This is a genomic window from Brevundimonas sp. (assembly GCF_044336875.1).
GTDB lineage: Bacteria > Pseudomonadota > Alphaproteobacteria > Caulobacterales > Caulobacteraceae > Brevundimonas.
On record NZ_JBIIOP010000015.1, the window covers coordinates 1 to 15,913 of the forward strand.

General features: G+C 67.7%; 13 protein-coding genes. 8 read left to right on the forward strand and 5 right to left on the reverse strand.

The genetic code is table 11. The features are described 5' to 3' along the window. The 4 genes from rpmH to yihA form a co-directional block, all read left to right on the forward strand. The coding region (rpmH, locus tag ACIQ1T_RS14800) for a 50S ribosomal protein L34 (RefSeq protein WP_395945385.1) at positions 1-120 on the forward strand (120 nt) is incomplete at its 5' end. Between the two features lie 28 nt (positions 121-148). Next, a complete protein-coding gene (rnpA, locus tag ACIQ1T_RS14805; RefSeq protein WP_395945313.1) occupies positions 149-553 on the forward strand; it encodes a ribonuclease P protein component in 405 nt (134 codons plus the stop codon). Next, complete coding sequence (gene yidC, locus ACIQ1T_RS14810) at positions 550-2,346, forward strand: membrane protein insertase YidC (RefSeq protein ID WP_395945314.1); 1,797 nt, start codon at positions 550-552, stop codon at positions 2,344-2,346. The genes rnpA and yidC overlap by 4 nt, the downstream gene beginning before the upstream one ends. Continuing rightward, positions 2,343-2,996, forward strand: a complete 654-nt coding sequence (gene yihA / locus ACIQ1T_RS14815; RefSeq protein ID WP_395945315.1) for a ribosome biogenesis GTP-binding protein YihA/YsxC — start codon at positions 2,343-2,345, stop codon at positions 2,994-2,996. The genes yidC and yihA overlap by 4 nt, the downstream gene beginning before the upstream one ends. Positions 2,997-3,078: 82 nt before the next feature. Here the strand turns inward: yihA and ACIQ1T_RS14820 are convergent, their stop codons facing one another. After that, on the reverse strand, positions 3,079-5,928 hold the full coding sequence (locus ACIQ1T_RS14820; RefSeq protein WP_395945316.1) for a M16 family metallopeptidase: 2,850 nt from the start codon (positions 5,926-5,928) through the stop codon (positions 3,079-3,081). A 184-nt stretch (positions 5,929-6,112) separates the two neighbouring features. On the opposite strand from ACIQ1T_RS14820, the gene ACIQ1T_RS14825 reads away from it, so the two are divergent. Then, complete coding sequence (locus tag ACIQ1T_RS14825; protein WP_395945317.1) at positions 6,113-7,345, forward strand: argininosuccinate synthase; 1,233 nt, start codon at positions 6,113-6,115, stop codon at positions 7,343-7,345. A gap of 5 nt (positions 7,346-7,350) precedes the next feature. Further along, a complete protein-coding gene (locus ACIQ1T_RS14830) occupies positions 7,351-7,809 on the forward strand; it encodes a hypothetical protein (protein WP_395945318.1) in 459 nt (152 codons plus the stop codon). A gap of 14 nt (positions 7,810-7,823) precedes the next feature. Here ACIQ1T_RS14830 and ACIQ1T_RS14835 read toward each other — a convergent pair whose 3' ends face one another. The 3 genes from ACIQ1T_RS14835 to ACIQ1T_RS14845 all read right to left on the reverse strand — a co-directional run bounded on the left by ACIQ1T_RS14835 (position 7,824) and on the right by ACIQ1T_RS14845 (position 10,898). After that, the gene (locus ACIQ1T_RS14835) at positions 7,824-9,107 is read right to left on the reverse strand and encodes a PQQ-dependent sugar dehydrogenase (protein ID WP_395945319.1); all 1,284 of its coding nucleotides are present in this window, start codon (positions 9,105-9,107) and stop codon (positions 7,824-7,826) included. A 204-nt stretch (positions 9,108-9,311) separates the two neighbouring features. Next, positions 9,312-10,109 (reverse strand): ABC transporter ATP-binding protein, encoded by a 798-nt coding sequence (locus ACIQ1T_RS14840; protein ID WP_395945320.1) that lies wholly within the window; start codon positions 10,107-10,109, stop codon positions 9,312-9,314. A gap of 36 nt (positions 10,110-10,145) precedes the next feature. Continuing rightward, entirely contained in the window at positions 10,146-10,898 is a 753-nt protein-coding gene (locus tag ACIQ1T_RS14845; RefSeq protein ID WP_395945321.1) for a phosphatase PAP2 family protein, read from the reverse strand. Between the two features lie 275 nt (positions 10,899-11,173). Between ACIQ1T_RS14845 and ACIQ1T_RS14850 the strand changes: the two genes are divergently transcribed. Beyond that, positions 11,174-13,063, forward strand: a complete 1,890-nt coding sequence (locus ACIQ1T_RS14850; RefSeq protein ID WP_395945322.1) for a ribonucleoside-diphosphate reductase subunit alpha — start codon at positions 11,174-11,176, stop codon at positions 13,061-13,063. A gap of 173 nt (positions 13,064-13,236) precedes the next feature. Beyond that, entirely contained in the window at positions 13,237-14,103 is an 867-nt protein-coding gene (locus ACIQ1T_RS14855) for a lipid A-modifier LpxR family protein (RefSeq protein WP_395945323.1), read from the forward strand. 18 nt (positions 14,104-14,121) lie between these two features. Here ACIQ1T_RS14855 and ACIQ1T_RS14860 read toward each other — a convergent pair whose 3' ends face one another. Further along, positions 14,122-15,867 (reverse strand): gamma-glutamyltransferase family protein, encoded by a 1,746-nt coding sequence (locus ACIQ1T_RS14860; RefSeq protein ID WP_395945324.1) that lies wholly within the window; start codon positions 15,865-15,867, stop codon positions 14,122-14,124. Between the last annotated feature and the right edge of the window lie 46 nt (positions 15,868-15,913).

A 15,913-nucleotide genomic window follows, 5' to 3' on the forward strand; every position in this document is an offset into this window, starting at 1 on the left:
CAGCCGTCGCGACTCGTGCGCAAGCGCCGTCACGGCTTCCGCAGCCGGATGGCCACCAAGAACGGCCAGAAGATTGTTGCGCGCCGTCGCGCCAAGGGCCGCAAGCGCCTGACGGCGTAAGCGGCTCCGCGTCCGGACCACAGGACGCATGAGCGACCCTTTACAGATCAAACGTCTGTTGCGGCGGCCCCAGTTTCTGGCGGCCGCCAAAGGCGTTTCAGAGGCCCGCGGCGGCGTGGTGATCCAGAGGCTGGAACGCGGCGACGGTTCGCCGCACATCGGCCTGGGTTTCACCGCCACCCGCAAGGTCGGAGGGGCGGTCGTCCGCAACCGCGCCAAACGCCGTCTGCGCGAGGCTGCACGGGCCATGCTGCCCGATCACGGCGTGCCCGGCAGCGACTATGTCTTCATCGCCCGCATGGGCACGACCGAGCGTGCGTGGGACCGTCTGCTTGACGACGTGAAATCGACGCTTACAAGGCTGGCGACACCCAAGGCCGACCGGCCTTCGCACGCCCGCGCCCCATCCGGCCAGGACCGCCAGAATCCATGAAAAACGAGAATTCGCGCAACACGATCATCTTCATCGTGTGCTCGGCCCTGATCCTGGGGGTCTACTGGTTCACCGTGCTGCGCCCGCAGGCCGAGCGCCGCGCCGTCCAGCAGCAGGCCCAGGCCGAACAGTCGCAGACGCAAAAGAACGCGGCCCAGACCGCGCTCAGCCCGGCGGGCTCCACCTTCGTCACCGATCGCGGCCAGGCGCTCAGCACCGCCGCGCGCGTGCCGATCCAGTCGGGCGTCCTGAAGGGTTCGCTGTCGCTGCAGGGCGGCCGCATCGACGACCTGTTCCTGACCGACTACAAGGAAACCCAGGACAAACCCGAGCCGGTCGAACTGTTCCGCCCGCAAGGAATGCAGAACGCCTATTTCGCCCAGTTCGGCTGGACCGGCCCGAATGTGGCCGGCGGCGTCCCGGGGCCCAACACCGTCTGGCGCCTGACCGCCGGTTCGACCCTGACCCCGACCACGCCCGTCACCCTGACCTGGGACAACGGCCAGGGCCTGCGCTTCACCCGCGTCGTCTCGGTCGATGACCGCTACGTCTTCTCGGTCAAGGACACGGTCCAGAACCTGGGCACGCAAGCCATCACCATCGCCCCCTACGGCAGCGTCCAGCGCCAGGGTGTGCCGCCGGCGGCCGGTTCGTCGCACATCGTCCACGAGGGCGCGATCGGCACCTTCGGCAAGCCGGGCGAGTACCGGACCGAGCAGAAGAAGTACAAGGACTGGCTGAAGGAGCCCCGCATCGAGAACGCCTCGACCGGCGGCTGGCTGGGCATCACCGACAAATACTGGCTAGCGGCCCTGCTGCCCCAGCAGAACGAGGCGATCGAGACCGAATTCCGCGTCCGCGACGTCAACGGCGGCCAGCAGCTGGAAGCCAATATCCTGGGCGCGACCCGCACGATCCAGCCGGGCGCGACCGCGACCGAGACCCAGCGTCTGTTCGCCGGGGTCAAGCGCGCCGAGGTGCTGAAGTCCTATGAGGAAAGCCTGCAGCTGCCGCGCTTCGTCTATGCGATCGACTGGGGCATGTTCTGGTTCCTGACCCGCCCGATCTTCTGGGTGCTGGAGAACGTCTATGGCCTGGTCGGCAGCTTCGGCGTCGCCATTCTGGCCCTGACCGTCATCGTCAAGCTGATCATGTTCCCGCTGGCCAACAACGCCTACGCCAGCATGTCCAAGATGCGGAACCTCCAGCCCAAGATGGAGGAGATCAAGAAGAAGTTCAAAGACGACCCGCAGAAGCAGCAGCAGGAGACCATGGCCCTGTACCAGAAGGAAAAGATCAATCCGGTCGCGGGTTGCCTTCCGCTGGTGCTGCAGATCCCGGTCTTCTACGCCCTGTACAAGGTGCTGACCGTCACCATCGAAATGCGCCACCAGCCCTTCCTGGGCTTCATCAGCGACCTGTCGGCACGTGACCCGTCCTCGATCTGGACCCTGTTCGGCCTGATCCCGTGGGATCCGTCGTCGCTGGTCCTGGTCGGCGGCCTGCTGGGCGGCCCGCTGCACATCGGCCTGCTGGCCATCGCCTACGGCCTGACCATGTGGCTGCAGACGGCGATGAACCCGCCGGCGGCCGATCCGGTCCAGCGCCAGATCTTCCAGTTCATGCCGCTGGTCTTCACCTTCATCATGGCGCCCTTCGCGGCGGGCCTGCTGGTCTACTGGGCCTGGTCGAACATCCTGACCATCCTGCAGCAGTACGTCATCATGCACCGCTACAAGGCCGAGAACCCGATCGACGCCTTCATCGCCCGTTTCAAGAAATCACCGGCGTGATCGACGAAACCGAGTTCACCCCCGAAGACATTGAGGCCGCGCGCATCCTGTTCGCGCGGCCGGCGACCTTCATCATGGGCGCGGCCAAGATCGAGCAACTGCCCGAGCCCGACCTGCCCGAGATCGCCTTCGCCGGCCGCTCCAACGTCGGCAAGTCCAGCCTGATCAACGGCCTGGTGGGGATGCACAAACTGGCCCGCGCCTCGAACGAGCCGGGACGGACGCGCGAGGTCAACTTCTTCGATCTGGACGGCCGGATGCGTCTGGTCGACCTGCCCGGCTACGGCTGGGCCAAGGCGTCCAAGACCACGGTCAGGAAGTTCCAGGACCTGGGCCGCGACTATCTGCGCGGCCGGGTGACGCTGAAACGGGTCTATCTGCTGATCGACAGCCGCCACGGCCTGAAATCGGTGGACAAGGAGGCGCTGGACGCGCTCGATCTGGCCGCCGTCTCGTATCAGATCGTCCTGACCAAGGCCGACAAGCTGAAGAAGGGCGAGGGCGAGGCCGTGCAGGAGGCCACGCTGAAGGCCATCTCCAAACGCCCGGCCGCCTTCCCGGTCGTGGCCCTGACCTCGTCGGAAAAGGGCCTGGGCCTGCCCGAACTGCGCGCCGAGATCATGCGCACCACCGGGGCGACGATCGACTGATCGAAGGCCTGGCGAAACTTACAATGAGAAAAGGCCCGGAGATCGCTCTCCGGGCCTTTGTCGTTTCAGGCTGTCGTCCGCCTTACTGGGCGGCCGGCGCCGCCGAGCGGACCTCGACCGGGATGCCCAGAGCGTCCAGCTGCGGCTTGACCACCGAGGCGTCGCCGACGACGACCCAGACGAAGCGCGACGGGTCGATGGCGGCCTTGGCCGCTTCGTCCATCTGCGCCGCCGTCAGGGCGTTGGTGCGCGCCGCGACGGTCTCCGGATAGTCGTCCGGACGACCGAGCAGGTCGTTCGAGCGCAGGGCGCCCAGGACGGCGGCCGAGGTCTCGTAGCTGCCGGCCAGACGGCGGGTGTTGCCGTTGACGGTCCGTTCCAGCTCGGCCGGGGTCACGCCCTTGCCGCCCTTCAGGAAGTCGTTGAACTGGGCGTTCAGGGCGGCGATCGACGGGCCGGTCTGGTCGGCCTGGACCGGAGCGGTGACCAGATAGGGCACGCGGTTGCGGAAGCCGGCCGCCGAGGCGTTGACGCCATAGGACCAGCCCTTGGTCTCGCGCAGGTCCGAGTTGATGCGCGACAGGAAGTCGTTGCCGAGCACATTATTGGCCGCGTTCAGCACCAGCAGGTCGTCGGTGCCCGAGGCCGCCAGGACCTCGCCGCCCAGGATGTAGGACTGGGGCGACTGCGGCCGGTCGATCAGGACGATCCTGGGCGTCGCCGCCGGGATCGGGGCCGAGAAGTCCTTGGCGCCCTTGGCCGCGCTCGGGGCGGTCCAGGTTCCGAAGCCGGCTTCCAGGACCGGGACGATCTCGCTCAACGGCTTGTCCGAGACCACGAAGATCTTGGCGTTGTCCGGACGGATCCATTCGGCGTAGTCGGCGCGAACGTCGGCCTCGGTGATGGCCTTGACGCTGGTTTCGTCGCCATTGCCGCTGAAGGGACGGCCATAGGGGCTGGCCGAACCATAGATCAGCTCCGGCAAGGCGCGGTTGGCCAGGGCGGCCGGCTGGGTCCGTTCGGCGGCGATGCGCGACAGGCGGGTGGCCCGCAGACGCTCCAGCTCCGAACCGGCGAAGGCCGGGTTCTTGACCACATCGGCCAGCAGGGCGACCGAGGGCTGCAGGTTCGGCGTCACGGCGAACAGCGACACGACCGAACGGTCCATGGTCGCGCCGGTCGAGATGGTCGCGCCCAGGGCTTCCTGGGCCTCGGCCAACTGGGTGGCGTTCAGGCTGGTGGTGCCTTCGTCCATCAGGTCCAGCATCAGGCTCTGCAGGCCCAGTTTCGCCGTGTCGTCCGCCGCCAGACCGGCGTCGAAGTCGATGGCGATCTTGGTCGCCGGCACGGCGTCGCGCCGGGCGTAGATGACCTCCACGCCGTTCGACAGGCGGGCGCGTTCGACCGACGGGAAGTCGACATTGGCGACCTGACCGATCTCGGGCTTGGCCATGCGGGGCACGCGCACGATCTCGGGGGCCGGCGTATGGTTGGCGCCCGACGGGGCCTCGGCGGCCTCGGCATAGGCTTCACGGTCGCCCGGCAGGGTCGTCAGCGTATAGGCCGGACGGGTCAGCCACTTCTGCAGGGCCGCCTGAACCTGGGCGGGGGTCACCGCCGCATAGGCCTGGAGCTCCTTCTTGTAGTGTTCCGGATCGCCGGCGTAGAGCTGTCCTTCGGCCAGGGCCACGGCCTTGCCGCCGAAGCCGCCGACCTGTTCCAGGCCCTGGACGGTGCGCGAGACATACTGGGTCTTCACCCGCTCGACCTCTTCGGCCGTCGGGCCGTCGGCGATCAGGCCGTTCAGGATCTCGCGGGCGCGAGCCTCGACGGCGGCCGGATCCTGGCCTGGCTTCACATCCAGGGTGATCTCGAACATGCCGACGCGGTGGTAGGCGCCATTGCCGGCGCTGACCGAGACGGCGCTCTGTTCGCCGCGCACCAGTTCATTGTCCAGGCGCGAGCTGGCCAGACCGCCCAGCACCGAGGCGCCGACGCTCAGCGGCACCGAGTCCGCGTCCAGCATGCCGGGCACGGCCCAGCTGATCTGGACGCGGGCGTTGGAGACGCGGTCGTGGGTCGTCTCGTTGACCGGGGCGGCGAGGGTCGGCACCGGGGCCTGGGCCGGGTTGTTGACCGGGCCGCGCTTGATCGGGCCGAAGTATTTCTCGGTCAGTTCGCGGGCCTTGGCGGGCGTGATGTCGCCGGCCAGCACCAGCACCGAGTTGTTGGGGCCGTAGTTGGAGGTAAACCAGTCGCGCACCGTCTGCATCGAGGCGGCGTCCAGGTCGGCCATCGAACCGATGGTCGAGTGGCGATAGGGGTGGCCTTCCGGGAACAGGGCCTCCAGCTGCTTGTACTCGTTCAGGCCATAGGGCTGGTTGTCGCCCTGCCGCTTCTCGTTCTGGACGACGCCACGCTGCAGATCCAGCGTCTCCTGGCTGATGGCGCCGAGCATATAGCCCATGCGGTCGCTTTCCATGAACAGGGCCTGTTCCAGCGCCGGGGTCGGGACGGTCTCGAAATAGTTGGTGCGGTCGAACCAGGTGGTGCCGTTCATGTCCGTCGCGCCCATGTTGCGCATCGGGGTGAAATAGCTGCCGGGCGCATTCTCCGACCCGCCGAACATCAGGTGTTCGAACAGGTGGGCGAAGCCGGTCTTGCCCGCCGGCTCGTCCTTGGAGCCGACATTGTACCAGACGGACACCGCCACGACCGGGGCCTTGTGGTCCTCGTGAACCAGGACGGTCAGGCCGTTGTCCAGAACGAAGCGGGTGTAGGGAATGTCGACTTCGGCGACCAGTTCGGACACCGGCGCGGCCTGGACGGCGGGCGCGGACGCCTGAACCGGCGCGGCGGGCGCCGAAGCCCAGACGGGGGTGGAGACCGCAAGAAGAGCGGCTGCGGCGACGAGTGAACCGGTGCGGCGCATGGGAAACATCCTCGATGACAGATGGGCGACGACCATAACGACGGTCGATGGTCTGGCAACGCGACGCTTTGAACATGAACAAAGCTTCATCTTCGCCGCCGCCCGCCCCGGAAAAGGTTGCATCGCCGGACCCCCGGTCTTATGCGCGCGTCAAACTCCCCCGATGTTCGCTGAAAGAGCCGCCATGTCCGCCCTCGCCGACAAGCCCGTCAAGAAGGTCGTCCTCGCCTATTCCGGCGGCCTGGACACCTCGATCATCCTGAAATGGCTGCAGACCGAATATAACGCCGAGGTCATCACCTTCACCGCCGACCTGGGCCAGGGCGAAGAGCTGGGCCCGGCGCGCGAGAAGGCGCTGAAACTGGGCATCAAGCCCGAGAACATCTTCATCGACGACCTGCGCGAGGAGTTCGTCCGCGACTTCGTCTTCCCGATGTTCCGCGCCAACGCCCAGTATGAGGGCGACTATCTGCTGGGCACCTCGATCGCCCGTCCGCTGATCTCCAAGCGCCAGATCGAGATCGCCCGCCAGGTCGGCGCCGACGCCGTCTGTCACGGCGCCACCGGCAAGGGCAACGACCAGGTCCGCTTCGAACTGGGCTACTACGCCCTGGAGCCGGACATCCGCGTCATCGCCCCGTGGCGCGAATGGGAGTTCCGCAGCCGCGAGGCCCTGCTGGACTTCGCCGAGAAGAACCAGATCCCCATCGCCAAGGACAAGCGCGGCGAGGCCCCCTTCTCGGTCGACGCCAACCTTCTGCACTCCTCGTCCGAGGGCAAGGTTCTGGAAGACCCGGCGGTCGAAGCCCCCGAATTCGTCCACCAGCGCACCATCTCGCCGGAAGACGCGCCGGACGTGGCCACCGTCATCGAGATCGGCTTCGAGAAGGGCGACCCCGTCTCGATCAACGGCGAGGCCATGAGCCCCGCCACCATCCTGACCGCCCTGAACCAGTACGGCCACGACAACGGGATCGGCCGTCTGGACCTGGTCGAGAACCGCTTCGTCGGCATGAAGTCGCGCGGCGTCTACGAGACCCCCGGCGGCACGATCCTGATCGCGGCCCACCGCGGCATCGAGAGCATCACCCTGGACGGCGGCTCCATGCATCTGAAGGACCAGCTGATGCCGAAATACGCCGAGCTGATCTACAACGGCTTCTGGTTCTCGCCCGAGCGCGAGATGCTGCAGGCCGCCATCGACCTGAGCCAGGAAAAGGTGTCCGGCACGGTCAAGGTCAAGCTGTACAAGGGCAATGTCTCGGTCATCGGCCGCGAGAGCCCCAACAGCCTGTACGACCAGGATCTGGTGACCTTCGAGGAAGGCGTCCAGGCCTATGACCACAAGGACGCCGCCGGCTTCATCAAGCTGAACGCGCTGCGTCTGCGCGTCCTGGCCAAGCGCAAGGCCCGATAAGCGCAGTGAAGACTGCACAGATTGGAGCAGCGGGCGTCCTGCTGCTCCAATATTGCCTGCTCAAATCCGGTATCGACTCGTCCGCTATGACGACGGACGACGGAATTGATGTGGTCGCTTATTCACCGCAATTACGCGACGCGGTCACCATACAGGTCAAGACCGTCCTTGCGCCGAAGAAGGCGGGCGGTAGGGGCAAGCTGACATTGGATTGGTGGCTAAGGCATAATAGCCCGGCTCAACTGGTGGCCCTGTGTGATCTATCTACGGATCGGATTTGGATCTTCCGGCACGAGGAATACCTCGCTAAGGCGCAGCAAAATTCAAGCGGACGCGCTCACTTGTATTTCTACGTTGATGCTAAAGCGAAGGCGCCGGAACACTCCAAAGAGCCGTTCTTCGAACCATTTTTGATAGATCGCCGGGTTACTGAGCTGTTTGGCTCACCTGATGTGGCCGCTTAATTTTCGCAATTCGGTTATTGCCGGGCGATCCTGAGGATCGCCCGGCTCCGGTCGTCCGTCACCCAGATCGAGCCGTCGTCGGCGACCGCCATGACCACCGGCGATCCGCGCGGCTGACGCCCGGCGACCGCATCCCAGCCCGGCGTCAGAACCTTGCCCCGCACGCTGGGCGCGCCGGCCGGATAGGTCAGCGACCCGCGCGGATAGATGGCGTAGCGGCCGCCGGTATCGGTCAGGGGGCGGCCCTGGGCGTCCGTCTCGGCGGCGACGATCCGGCCGCCCGCGCGACGATAGCCGTGCCAGCTCATCAGCAGCCGGCCGCGCAGTTCGGGGAACATCGCCCCCTCGTAATAGATCAGGTCCAGGGGCGCCGCGTGCGGCGGCAGCAGGGCGACGGGCCGTTCGCGTTCGCCGCAGCGCGCCTGGGCCGCGCTCCAGCCCGGCAGGGGCGTGGTCAGGTCGACGCAATAGGGCCAGCCGTAGTGGCCGCCCCGGCGCAGGACGTTGATCTCGTCATAGGGATGGTCGGGCGTGGTCAGATCGACCGAATTCTCGCCCTGCAGGAGGGTCCCCGACCGGTGCCGGACCAGGGCGATGGAGTTCCTCAGGCCCGAGGCGAAGACCGTGCTCTCCTCGGCCCAGCGGCCGTCGTCCAGATAGGCGTGGCGGCGCACCTGGGCCGTGTCGGCGGAGTCGGCGCAGCCGCTGCTCCCATCGGTCCGCGCCCGACCGCGCGCGTCGACGCAGCGGTCGCTGGGCGCTCCGACATTGACCAGCAGGGCGCCGTCGCCGTCGAAGACGAAGCTGGACAGGGGGTGGCGGTTGTCGTGCAGCCGGTTGTCCGGCAGGTCGCCGATCACGGTCCGCACCGTCGCCGCCGGATCGGCCGCCTCGGGATCCAGGGTCAGGATCCGGTTCATCTCGGACACATAGATCCGCCCGTCCGGCCCCCGCGCTACGGTGTGGGGCATGGACAGACCCTGGGCCAGCGTGCGCCAGCGCGGCGCGCCGTCGGGCCCGAACGACAGCCGCCAGACCGAGCCCCGTCCCGGATCCCAGCCGCCCAGATCGGTCACCAGCCAGTCGCCGTTACCCAGGGGCAGCAGGCCGCGCGGCATCCTGGGCCCCTCGGTTCCCGTCCCCTGCCACACCAACCCCAGACAGGCGCCGGGCGCCATCCGCACCGTGGTCATCGGCCGTCCGCCGCAGTCGCCCTCGACCGCATAGGTCCGCTGGGCGGCGTTCGCCCCGGCGGGGGCGGCGAGCAAGGTCAGGATCAGGAGTAGGGGGCGCAACATGAGACGTTCAACCTCTTCCTTTCGTCATCCTCCGGCAAGCCGCCGCTTGGCGGCGCAGACCGGGGGACCCAGCGGCGCCGAAGGCGATGTGTCAGGCGCAAAGGTGTTTGAAATCGGTGTCCGTGACAGGTTCGCGCTCTCGCGCGCCGCTGGGTCCCCCGGTCTCCCCTCGCTTTCGCGAGGGTCGCCGGAGGATGACGAAAATTAATCCAGATGCGCCCAGGACCAGTCGCCGCGCCGCTCGACCGTGGTCGGCAGGCCGAACAGGTCGGTCAGGACCGGGCCGGTCAGCAGGTCGGCCTTGGCCCCCTCGTTCAGCACCCGCCCGCCCTGCAACATCACCAGATGGTCGATCTCGGGCAGGATCTCCTCGATATGGTGGGTGACCAGAACCAGGGTCACGCCCGACCGCGCCACCTCGCGCAGGGCCTCCAGGAACAGGCGTCGCGTCGCCGGATCCAGCCCGCCGCAGGGTTCGTCCAGCAGCAGGGCGCGGGGGCGGTGGACCAGGGCGCGGGCGATCAGGACGCGCCTGGCTTCGCCGGTCGACAGTGTGGCCATCCGCCGTCCGATCAGATGGGCCACGCCCATCCGTTCCAGGGCCTCGCGGCTGGCGGCGCGCATTGGTTCGGTGACCCGGTGGTTCCAGACGCCCCGCGCGGCGAAGAAGCCGGACACCACGGCGTCGAACACCTCCAGCCCTTCCTCGGCGGCGAAGTCCGACTGGACGGCGGGCGAGACCACGCCCAGCAGGCCGCGCAGCTCGAACACGTCCCAGTGAGAGCGCCCGAAGATGCGGACCTGGCCCAGATCGCCGCTTGCGCCCACGGTCGGATAGAGCTGGCGGGTGATCAGCTTGACCAGGGTCGACTTGCCCGAGCCGTTGCGGCCCAGGATGGCGGTGTGGCGACCCTCGGGGATCAGCAGGCTGACATCATCCAGCATGGGGCGGTCGCCGCGCGCCACGCTGACACGGTCGATGGACAGGAGCGGTTCGGTCATGGGCGGGACAGTAGCGGGTTCGCGCGCGGACGAAACCTAATCGGTCGGCGAAGGCGCATCCTGCAGCGGCGCGCGACGGCGGCTTTGCAATCGCGCGACGCCATAGGCGATCAGCCACAGAACCATGGCCCAGGCCGCCCCTACGGCCCAGCCGGCGAAGACGTCCGAGGCCCAGTGAGCCCCCAGATAGATGCGCGTCAGCCCGACCAGCAGGGCCATGGTCATGCCGACCGCCAGCACAAAGGCCTTGAACCGCTTGCGGGGAAAGGCGCGGGTCAGCATGACCGCGACGCTCAGATAGAAGACGGTCGACAACAGGGCGTGACCCGAAGGGAAGCTGGCGTTGATCGTCTCGACCGCCTGCATGGTCGCCGGCGGCCGCTCGCGCTCGAACACGGCCTTCAGTCCCTCGCTCAGCGCCACCCCGCCGGCCAGACCCAGGGCCAGCAGCAGGGACGACAGCCACTTCCTCTGACTCAGCAGGAACAGGATGACGATCAGGGCGAACAGGCCCAGCACCGATATGCCGCCCAGGGAGGTGATGTCGGCCGCCGCCTCCTTCAGCCACCACGGACCCCAGGGGCGACCAGGGTCGTCGGCATAGGGGCGCATCAACGCCAGGATCTGGTGATCCAGGGCCTGCCCGTCCGCCTCGGTCATGTCGTCGGCGATCTCGATGAAGCTCATCACCCCGACGGCGGCGATCAGCAGGGCGCTCAGGGCCGCGATCTCGGTGCGCGCGACCGTCAGCAGGCGTATCAAAAAGGAACGGAGATCGGCCCGGGTCATGGATCGTCCAAACGGCCAAGCTGCCTCTCCGTTCCGATCACGCGTTCGTGATCTCGCAGGTGCGAGGACACAATTCGGCCTTGCTGGCTTGTTCGCGGGCTTTTCCCCAGGCGTGGACGACTTGTCCGACCGATTCGCCCACAAAGCGAGGCGTCAACCCGTTGACGGGTTATTAGGCATGTGCGCCCTATATGTGGGCTCAGAGAGCGCTGGAGCCACAAGATGATGTGGTGTCGGCGCAGGTGGCTCTAGGCAGTTTTTTGTTCAGGACGCAGATGACCATGGCTGGCGGCGAGGCTTTGAAGACGGCGGAATTCCAAGAGGTTGCGGCGAACGTGACCCCCGAGAAGCCGCATCTGACTGTCGTGAAATCGGTCCAGGTGGATCGTTCGCGCGACGCCCTGCTGACCGATTTCGGCAAGAAGACCCTGGAAGACCGCTATCTGCTGGCCGGCGAAAGCTATCAGGACATGTTCGCCCGCGTCTCGACCGCCTTCTCGGACGACGCCGAACACGCCCAGCGCCTGTATGACTATATGAGCCGCCTGTGGTTCATGCCCGCCACCCCCGTCCTGTCGAACGGCGGCGCCGACCGCGGCCTGCCGATCTCCTGCTTCCTGAACGCGGTGGGCGACAGCCTGGACGGCATCCAGAACGTCTGGAACGAGAATGTCTCCCTGGCCTCGAACGGCGGCGGCATCGGCACCTACTGGGGCGGCGTCCGGTCGATCGGCGAGAAGGTCAAGGGCGCGGGCAAGACCTCGGGCATCATCCCCTTCATCCGCGTGATGGACAGCCTGACCCTGGCGATCAGCCAGGGCTCGCTGCGTCGCGGCTCGGCCGCCGTCTATCTGGACATCCACCACCCCGAGATCGAGGAGTTCCTCGAGATCCGCAAACCCTCGGGCGACTTCAATCGCAAGTCCCTGAACCTGCACCACGGCATCAACATCACCGACGAGTTCATGGAGGCGGTGAAGGCCGGCGCCACCTTCGACCTGAAGTCGCCCAAGAACGGCGAGGTCATGAAGACCGTCGACGCCCGTTCGCTGTGGACCAAGCTGCTCGACATCCGGATGCAGACCGGCGAGCCCTACATGATCTTCTCCGACACGGTGAACCGCCAGATGGCGCCGCACCAGCGCGACCTGGGCCTGAAGGTCAAACAGTCGAACCTGTGCGCCGAGATCATGCTGCACACCGGCCGCGACCACCTGGGCGTGGACCGGACCGCCGTCTGCTGCCTGTCGTCGGTCAACGCCGAGACCTTCCTGGAGTGGCGCGAGGAGCCCCGTTTCGTCGAGGACCTGATGCGCTTCCTGGACAATGTGCTGGAAGACTTCATCCGCCGCGCCCCGCCGGCCATGGCCGCCGCCGTCTATTCGGCCAAGCGCGAGCGTTCGGTCGGCCTGGGCCTGATGGGTTTCCACTCCTTCCTGCAGGGCCAGGGCGTCGCCTTCGAAAGCGCCATGGCCAAGTCGTGGAACATGCGTCTGTTCAAGCATCTGCGTCGCGAGGCCGACAAGGCCAGCCGCACCCTGGCCGAGGAGAAGGGCCCCTGCCTGGACGCCGAGGAGCGCGGCGTGATGGAGCGGTTCAGCCACAAGCTGGCCATCGCCCCGACCGCCTCGATCTCGATCATCTGCGGCGGCACGAGCGCCGGCATCGAGCCGATCCCGGCCAATATCTACACCCACAAGACCCTGTCGGGCTCGTTCGCGGTCAAGAACCCCTATCTGGAGCGCCTGCTCGACGAGAAGGGCATCAACACCGAGAGCGTCTGGAACTCGATCCTGGAACACGAGGGTTCGGTCCAGCACATCGACGATCTGAACGAGGACGAGAAGGGGGTGTTCAAGACCGCCTTCGAACTGGACCAGCGCTGGGTGGTCGAACTGGCCGCCGACCGCGCGCCGGAAATCTGCCAGGCCCAGTCGCTGAACCTGTTCATCCCCGGCGACGTCAACAAATGGGACCTGCACATGCTGCACTGGTCCGCCTGGGAACGCGGCGTGAAGTCGCTCTATTATCTGCGCTCCAAGTCGGTGCAGCGCGCCGCCTTCGCCGGCGCCGAGGACAAGGCCGAGGCGGTGGTCGACCCGAACCAGCCCGACCTCTTCTCCATGCCCAAGACCGACTACGACGAATGCCTCGCCTGCCAGTAAGGCAGGCCTAGCCAAGACGCTGAAGGGCCTCGCGAAAGCGGGGCCCTTTTCGTTTGCGGAACCCTCGCTTCAAGACGACGTTGAAAAGCGGCTGAAGAGTGTCGTGAAAATGTCTGTTGGACTCCCGTTCCGCCTGGTGCAGGGTGGGCGTCTGCAAACGGTGGGGAGACCGAATGCGCGTGAGGGCCTGTATCGTGGGACTGGGGGGCGTGCTGGCGATGGCCGGCGCGGTCGCCGAAGTTCACGCCCAGACCCTGGTCCCCGACGCCTTCGACGCCGCGCCTGACACGCCCCAGACAGTCACCGCCCGACTGACCGATCAGCCCGGTTTCCGCGTCGCGCCCGACGCCCGTTTCGGCCCCGAGATCGAAATTCCAACCGCCTTCCGGCCTGCCGACGGAACGGGGCTGGCCGCCAGCACCCGCGCCGACGTCTGGGTCGACCGCAACGCCTTTTCCGACCGGTTGACCCTGGAAACCGCCGGACGGCTGCGTCGCGCCGACGGCTCGCCCCTGCCGGTCACGCCGGTCGACCGGGCCGAGCTGGAGCCCGACGCCTACGACCTGCGTTTCGTGCGCGGCTTCCGCGGCGCCGTGGGCCGCACGGCCTCGGGCCTGGAAGTCAGCCTGACGCCCCACGCCGGTTTCGGCGTCGGCAGCGAGGGCGGGTCGGCCGAGGCGGGCGCCACCCTGAAGATCGGCGAGAACCTCGAGCGTCTGGCGCCAGATGGAAGCCAGAGGTTCGGCGAACGCGCCCGCTGGTACCTGTACGCCGCCGGTTCGGGGCGCGCCGTCGGCTATAATTTCGCCCGCACCCGCGACGGCGACTACGCCCGTTCCGGCTATACCCAGGATCGGGGCAGTTTCCTGGGCGACGCCTCGGTCGGCGTCGCCTATCGCCGGGGCGACGTCCAGACCTCGGTCGGTCTGGTCTATCGCGAGATTGACGCCGGCAAGGGGCTGCGCGGCATGAACGGCCTGGACACCGACGTGGACGAGGGCCTGATCGCCTTCCAGCTGTCGATCAAGCCGCGCCGCTGACCGCGGTCCTGTCCGCGCCTAGCGGACCTCCGACACCGCCACGCCCTCGCGACGCGGATCCGCGCCTGCATCCCAGCGTCCATCGCGCCAGATCCCGCCGTGCAGACCAGAGGTCTCGGTCGCATTCGGCTCCAGCACCATGCCCGCCGCACCCAGGGCGTCGCGGATCTCCGGCGTGATCTGGGCCGTGTCGGCGCCGATCGTCTCGCCGCGAACCACCAGATTGGGCAGGGCGAAGGCCTCCTGCACCGGCAGGCCCCAGTCCACGATCCCGACCAGGGCCTTGGCCACATAGGCCAGGATGCTGGAACCGCCCGGCGAACCGATGGCCCCGACCAACCGCCCCTGGCGATCCAGGATCAACACCGGCGTCATGGTCGAACGCGGCCGCTTGCCCGCCGCCACCGCATTCGCCGCCGGATGGTCGCCCTCGCGCGGGGTGAAGGAGAAGTCGGTCAGCTGGTTGTTCAGGAAGAAGCCCTCGACCATCCGGCCGTTGCCGAAAATGCTCTCGACCGTGGTCGTCATGCTGATCGCATTTCCATCCGCGTCGACGATGACCACATGCGAGGTGCCGCCGGGTTCTGCGGTCCGGTCCTCGCCGCGCGGCGGAGACCCCGTCGGAGACCCGGCCGCGACCGGGCCGTCGACCTGGGGAACCAGGGCGGCGCGCGCCGCGACATAGTCGGGATCCAGCAGGCCGGCGATCGGCACGCCGACGAAATCCGTATCGCCGATATAGCGATCCCGGTCGGCGTACATCAGCCGCTGCAGCCGGCCGAAGGCGACCCAGGCCTCGGGACTGTCCGCCCCCTTGTCCAGGTCCGGCGTGCGCTCGGCCATGGCCAGGAACTGCAGCAGACCCACGCCGCTGGACGGCGGCGGCGGCACGCAGATGACATAGATCCGATAGGGCCGGCACAGGGCGTCGCGCCGCAACGGGCGATAGCCGGCGATGTCGGCCTCGGTCAGACCGCCCGGGCGAGGCCCTTCGGCCACCGTCTCGGCGATCTCGCGTCCGATGGGGCCGCCGTAGATGACGCCGGGGCCTTCGCTCGCCAGTCGACCGAGCGTGGCGGCGTAGGCGGGGTTCCGCATCCTGTCCCCCGCCTGATAGCGACCGCCGCCCGGCTTGGTGAAATATTCGGTCGCCCACCGGGTGCGGGCCTGGGGCGAGGATCCATTGATCATGCTCGCCATCCTGGGGCTGACCACGAAGCCGTCCCGCGCCAGTCGCTCCGCGTCGCCGAACAGGTCGCGCCAGTCCAGCCTGCCGTGATCCTTCTGCGCCATGGCCAGCATGGCCACCGCCCCGGGCGCCCCGGTCGAGCGTCCCGACAGGACGGCGTCGATGAAGGGCAACGGCTTGCCGTTCTCGTAGAAGAGTTCAGGCGTGGCCGAGGCCGGCGCGGTCTCGCGCCCGTCATAGGCGGTGACTTCGCCCGTCGCGGCGTCATAGCTCATCATGAAGGCGCCGCCGCCCAGACCCGACGACTGCGGCTCCACCAGGCCCAGGACCGCCTGCACGGCCACGGCGGCGTCGACCGCCGCCCCGCCACGCCGAAGCACCTTCATCCCGGCCTCGACCGCCAGCGGATTGGCGGCCGCCACGAACGGGCCGCGCGCCGGCGTGGTCGCCTGAAGCGCCGCCGTGGTCTCCGGCCGAGCGGTCGCCGCCACCGGCGTCGCCGAACCTCCCGTCTGACACCCCGCGAGAACCACGGGAACGAGCAGGGCGGCGAGGCGGCGACGTATGAAGTGCATGAGAAATTCCGGACGAGGGAGGGCGTCTCCCTCCGACCTAGGCCGT

Bases quoted from the DNA above. Each gene is read 5' to 3' on its own strand.
- rnpA (WP_395945313.1), top strand. From the start codon at position 149: ATGAGCGACCCTTTACAGATCAAACGTCTGTTGCGGCGGCCCCAGTTT.
- yidC (WP_395945314.1), top strand. From the start codon at position 550: ATGAAAAACGAGAATTCGCGCAACACGATCATCTTCATCGTGTGCTCG.
- ACIQ1T_RS14820 (WP_395945316.1), bottom strand. From the start codon at position 5,928: ATGCGCCGCACCGGTTCACTCGTCGCCGCAGCCGCTCTTCTTGCGGTC.
- ACIQ1T_RS14825 (WP_395945317.1), top strand. From the start codon at position 6,113: ATGTCCGCCCTCGCCGACAAGCCCGTCAAGAAGGTCGTCCTCGCCTAT.
- ACIQ1T_RS14835 (WP_395945319.1), bottom strand. From the start codon at position 9,107: ATGTTGCGCCCCCTACTCCTGATCCTGACCTTGCTCGCCGCCCCCGCC.
- ACIQ1T_RS14840 (WP_395945320.1), bottom strand. From the start codon at position 10,109: ATGACCGAACCGCTCCTGTCCATCGACCGTGTCAGCGTGGCGCGCGGC.
- ACIQ1T_RS14845 (WP_395945321.1), bottom strand. From the start codon at position 10,898: ATGACCCGGGCCGATCTCCGTTCCTTTTTGATACGCCTGCTGACGGTC.
- ACIQ1T_RS14850 (WP_395945322.1), top strand. From the start codon at position 11,174: ATGACCATGGCTGGCGGCGAGGCTTTGAAGACGGCGGAATTCCAAGAG.
- ACIQ1T_RS14855 (WP_395945323.1), top strand. From the start codon at position 13,237: ATGCGCGTGAGGGCCTGTATCGTGGGACTGGGGGGCGTGCTGGCGATG.
- ACIQ1T_RS14860 (WP_395945324.1), bottom strand. From the start codon at position 15,867: ATGCACTTCATACGTCGCCGCCTCGCCGCCCTGCTCGTTCCCGTGGTT.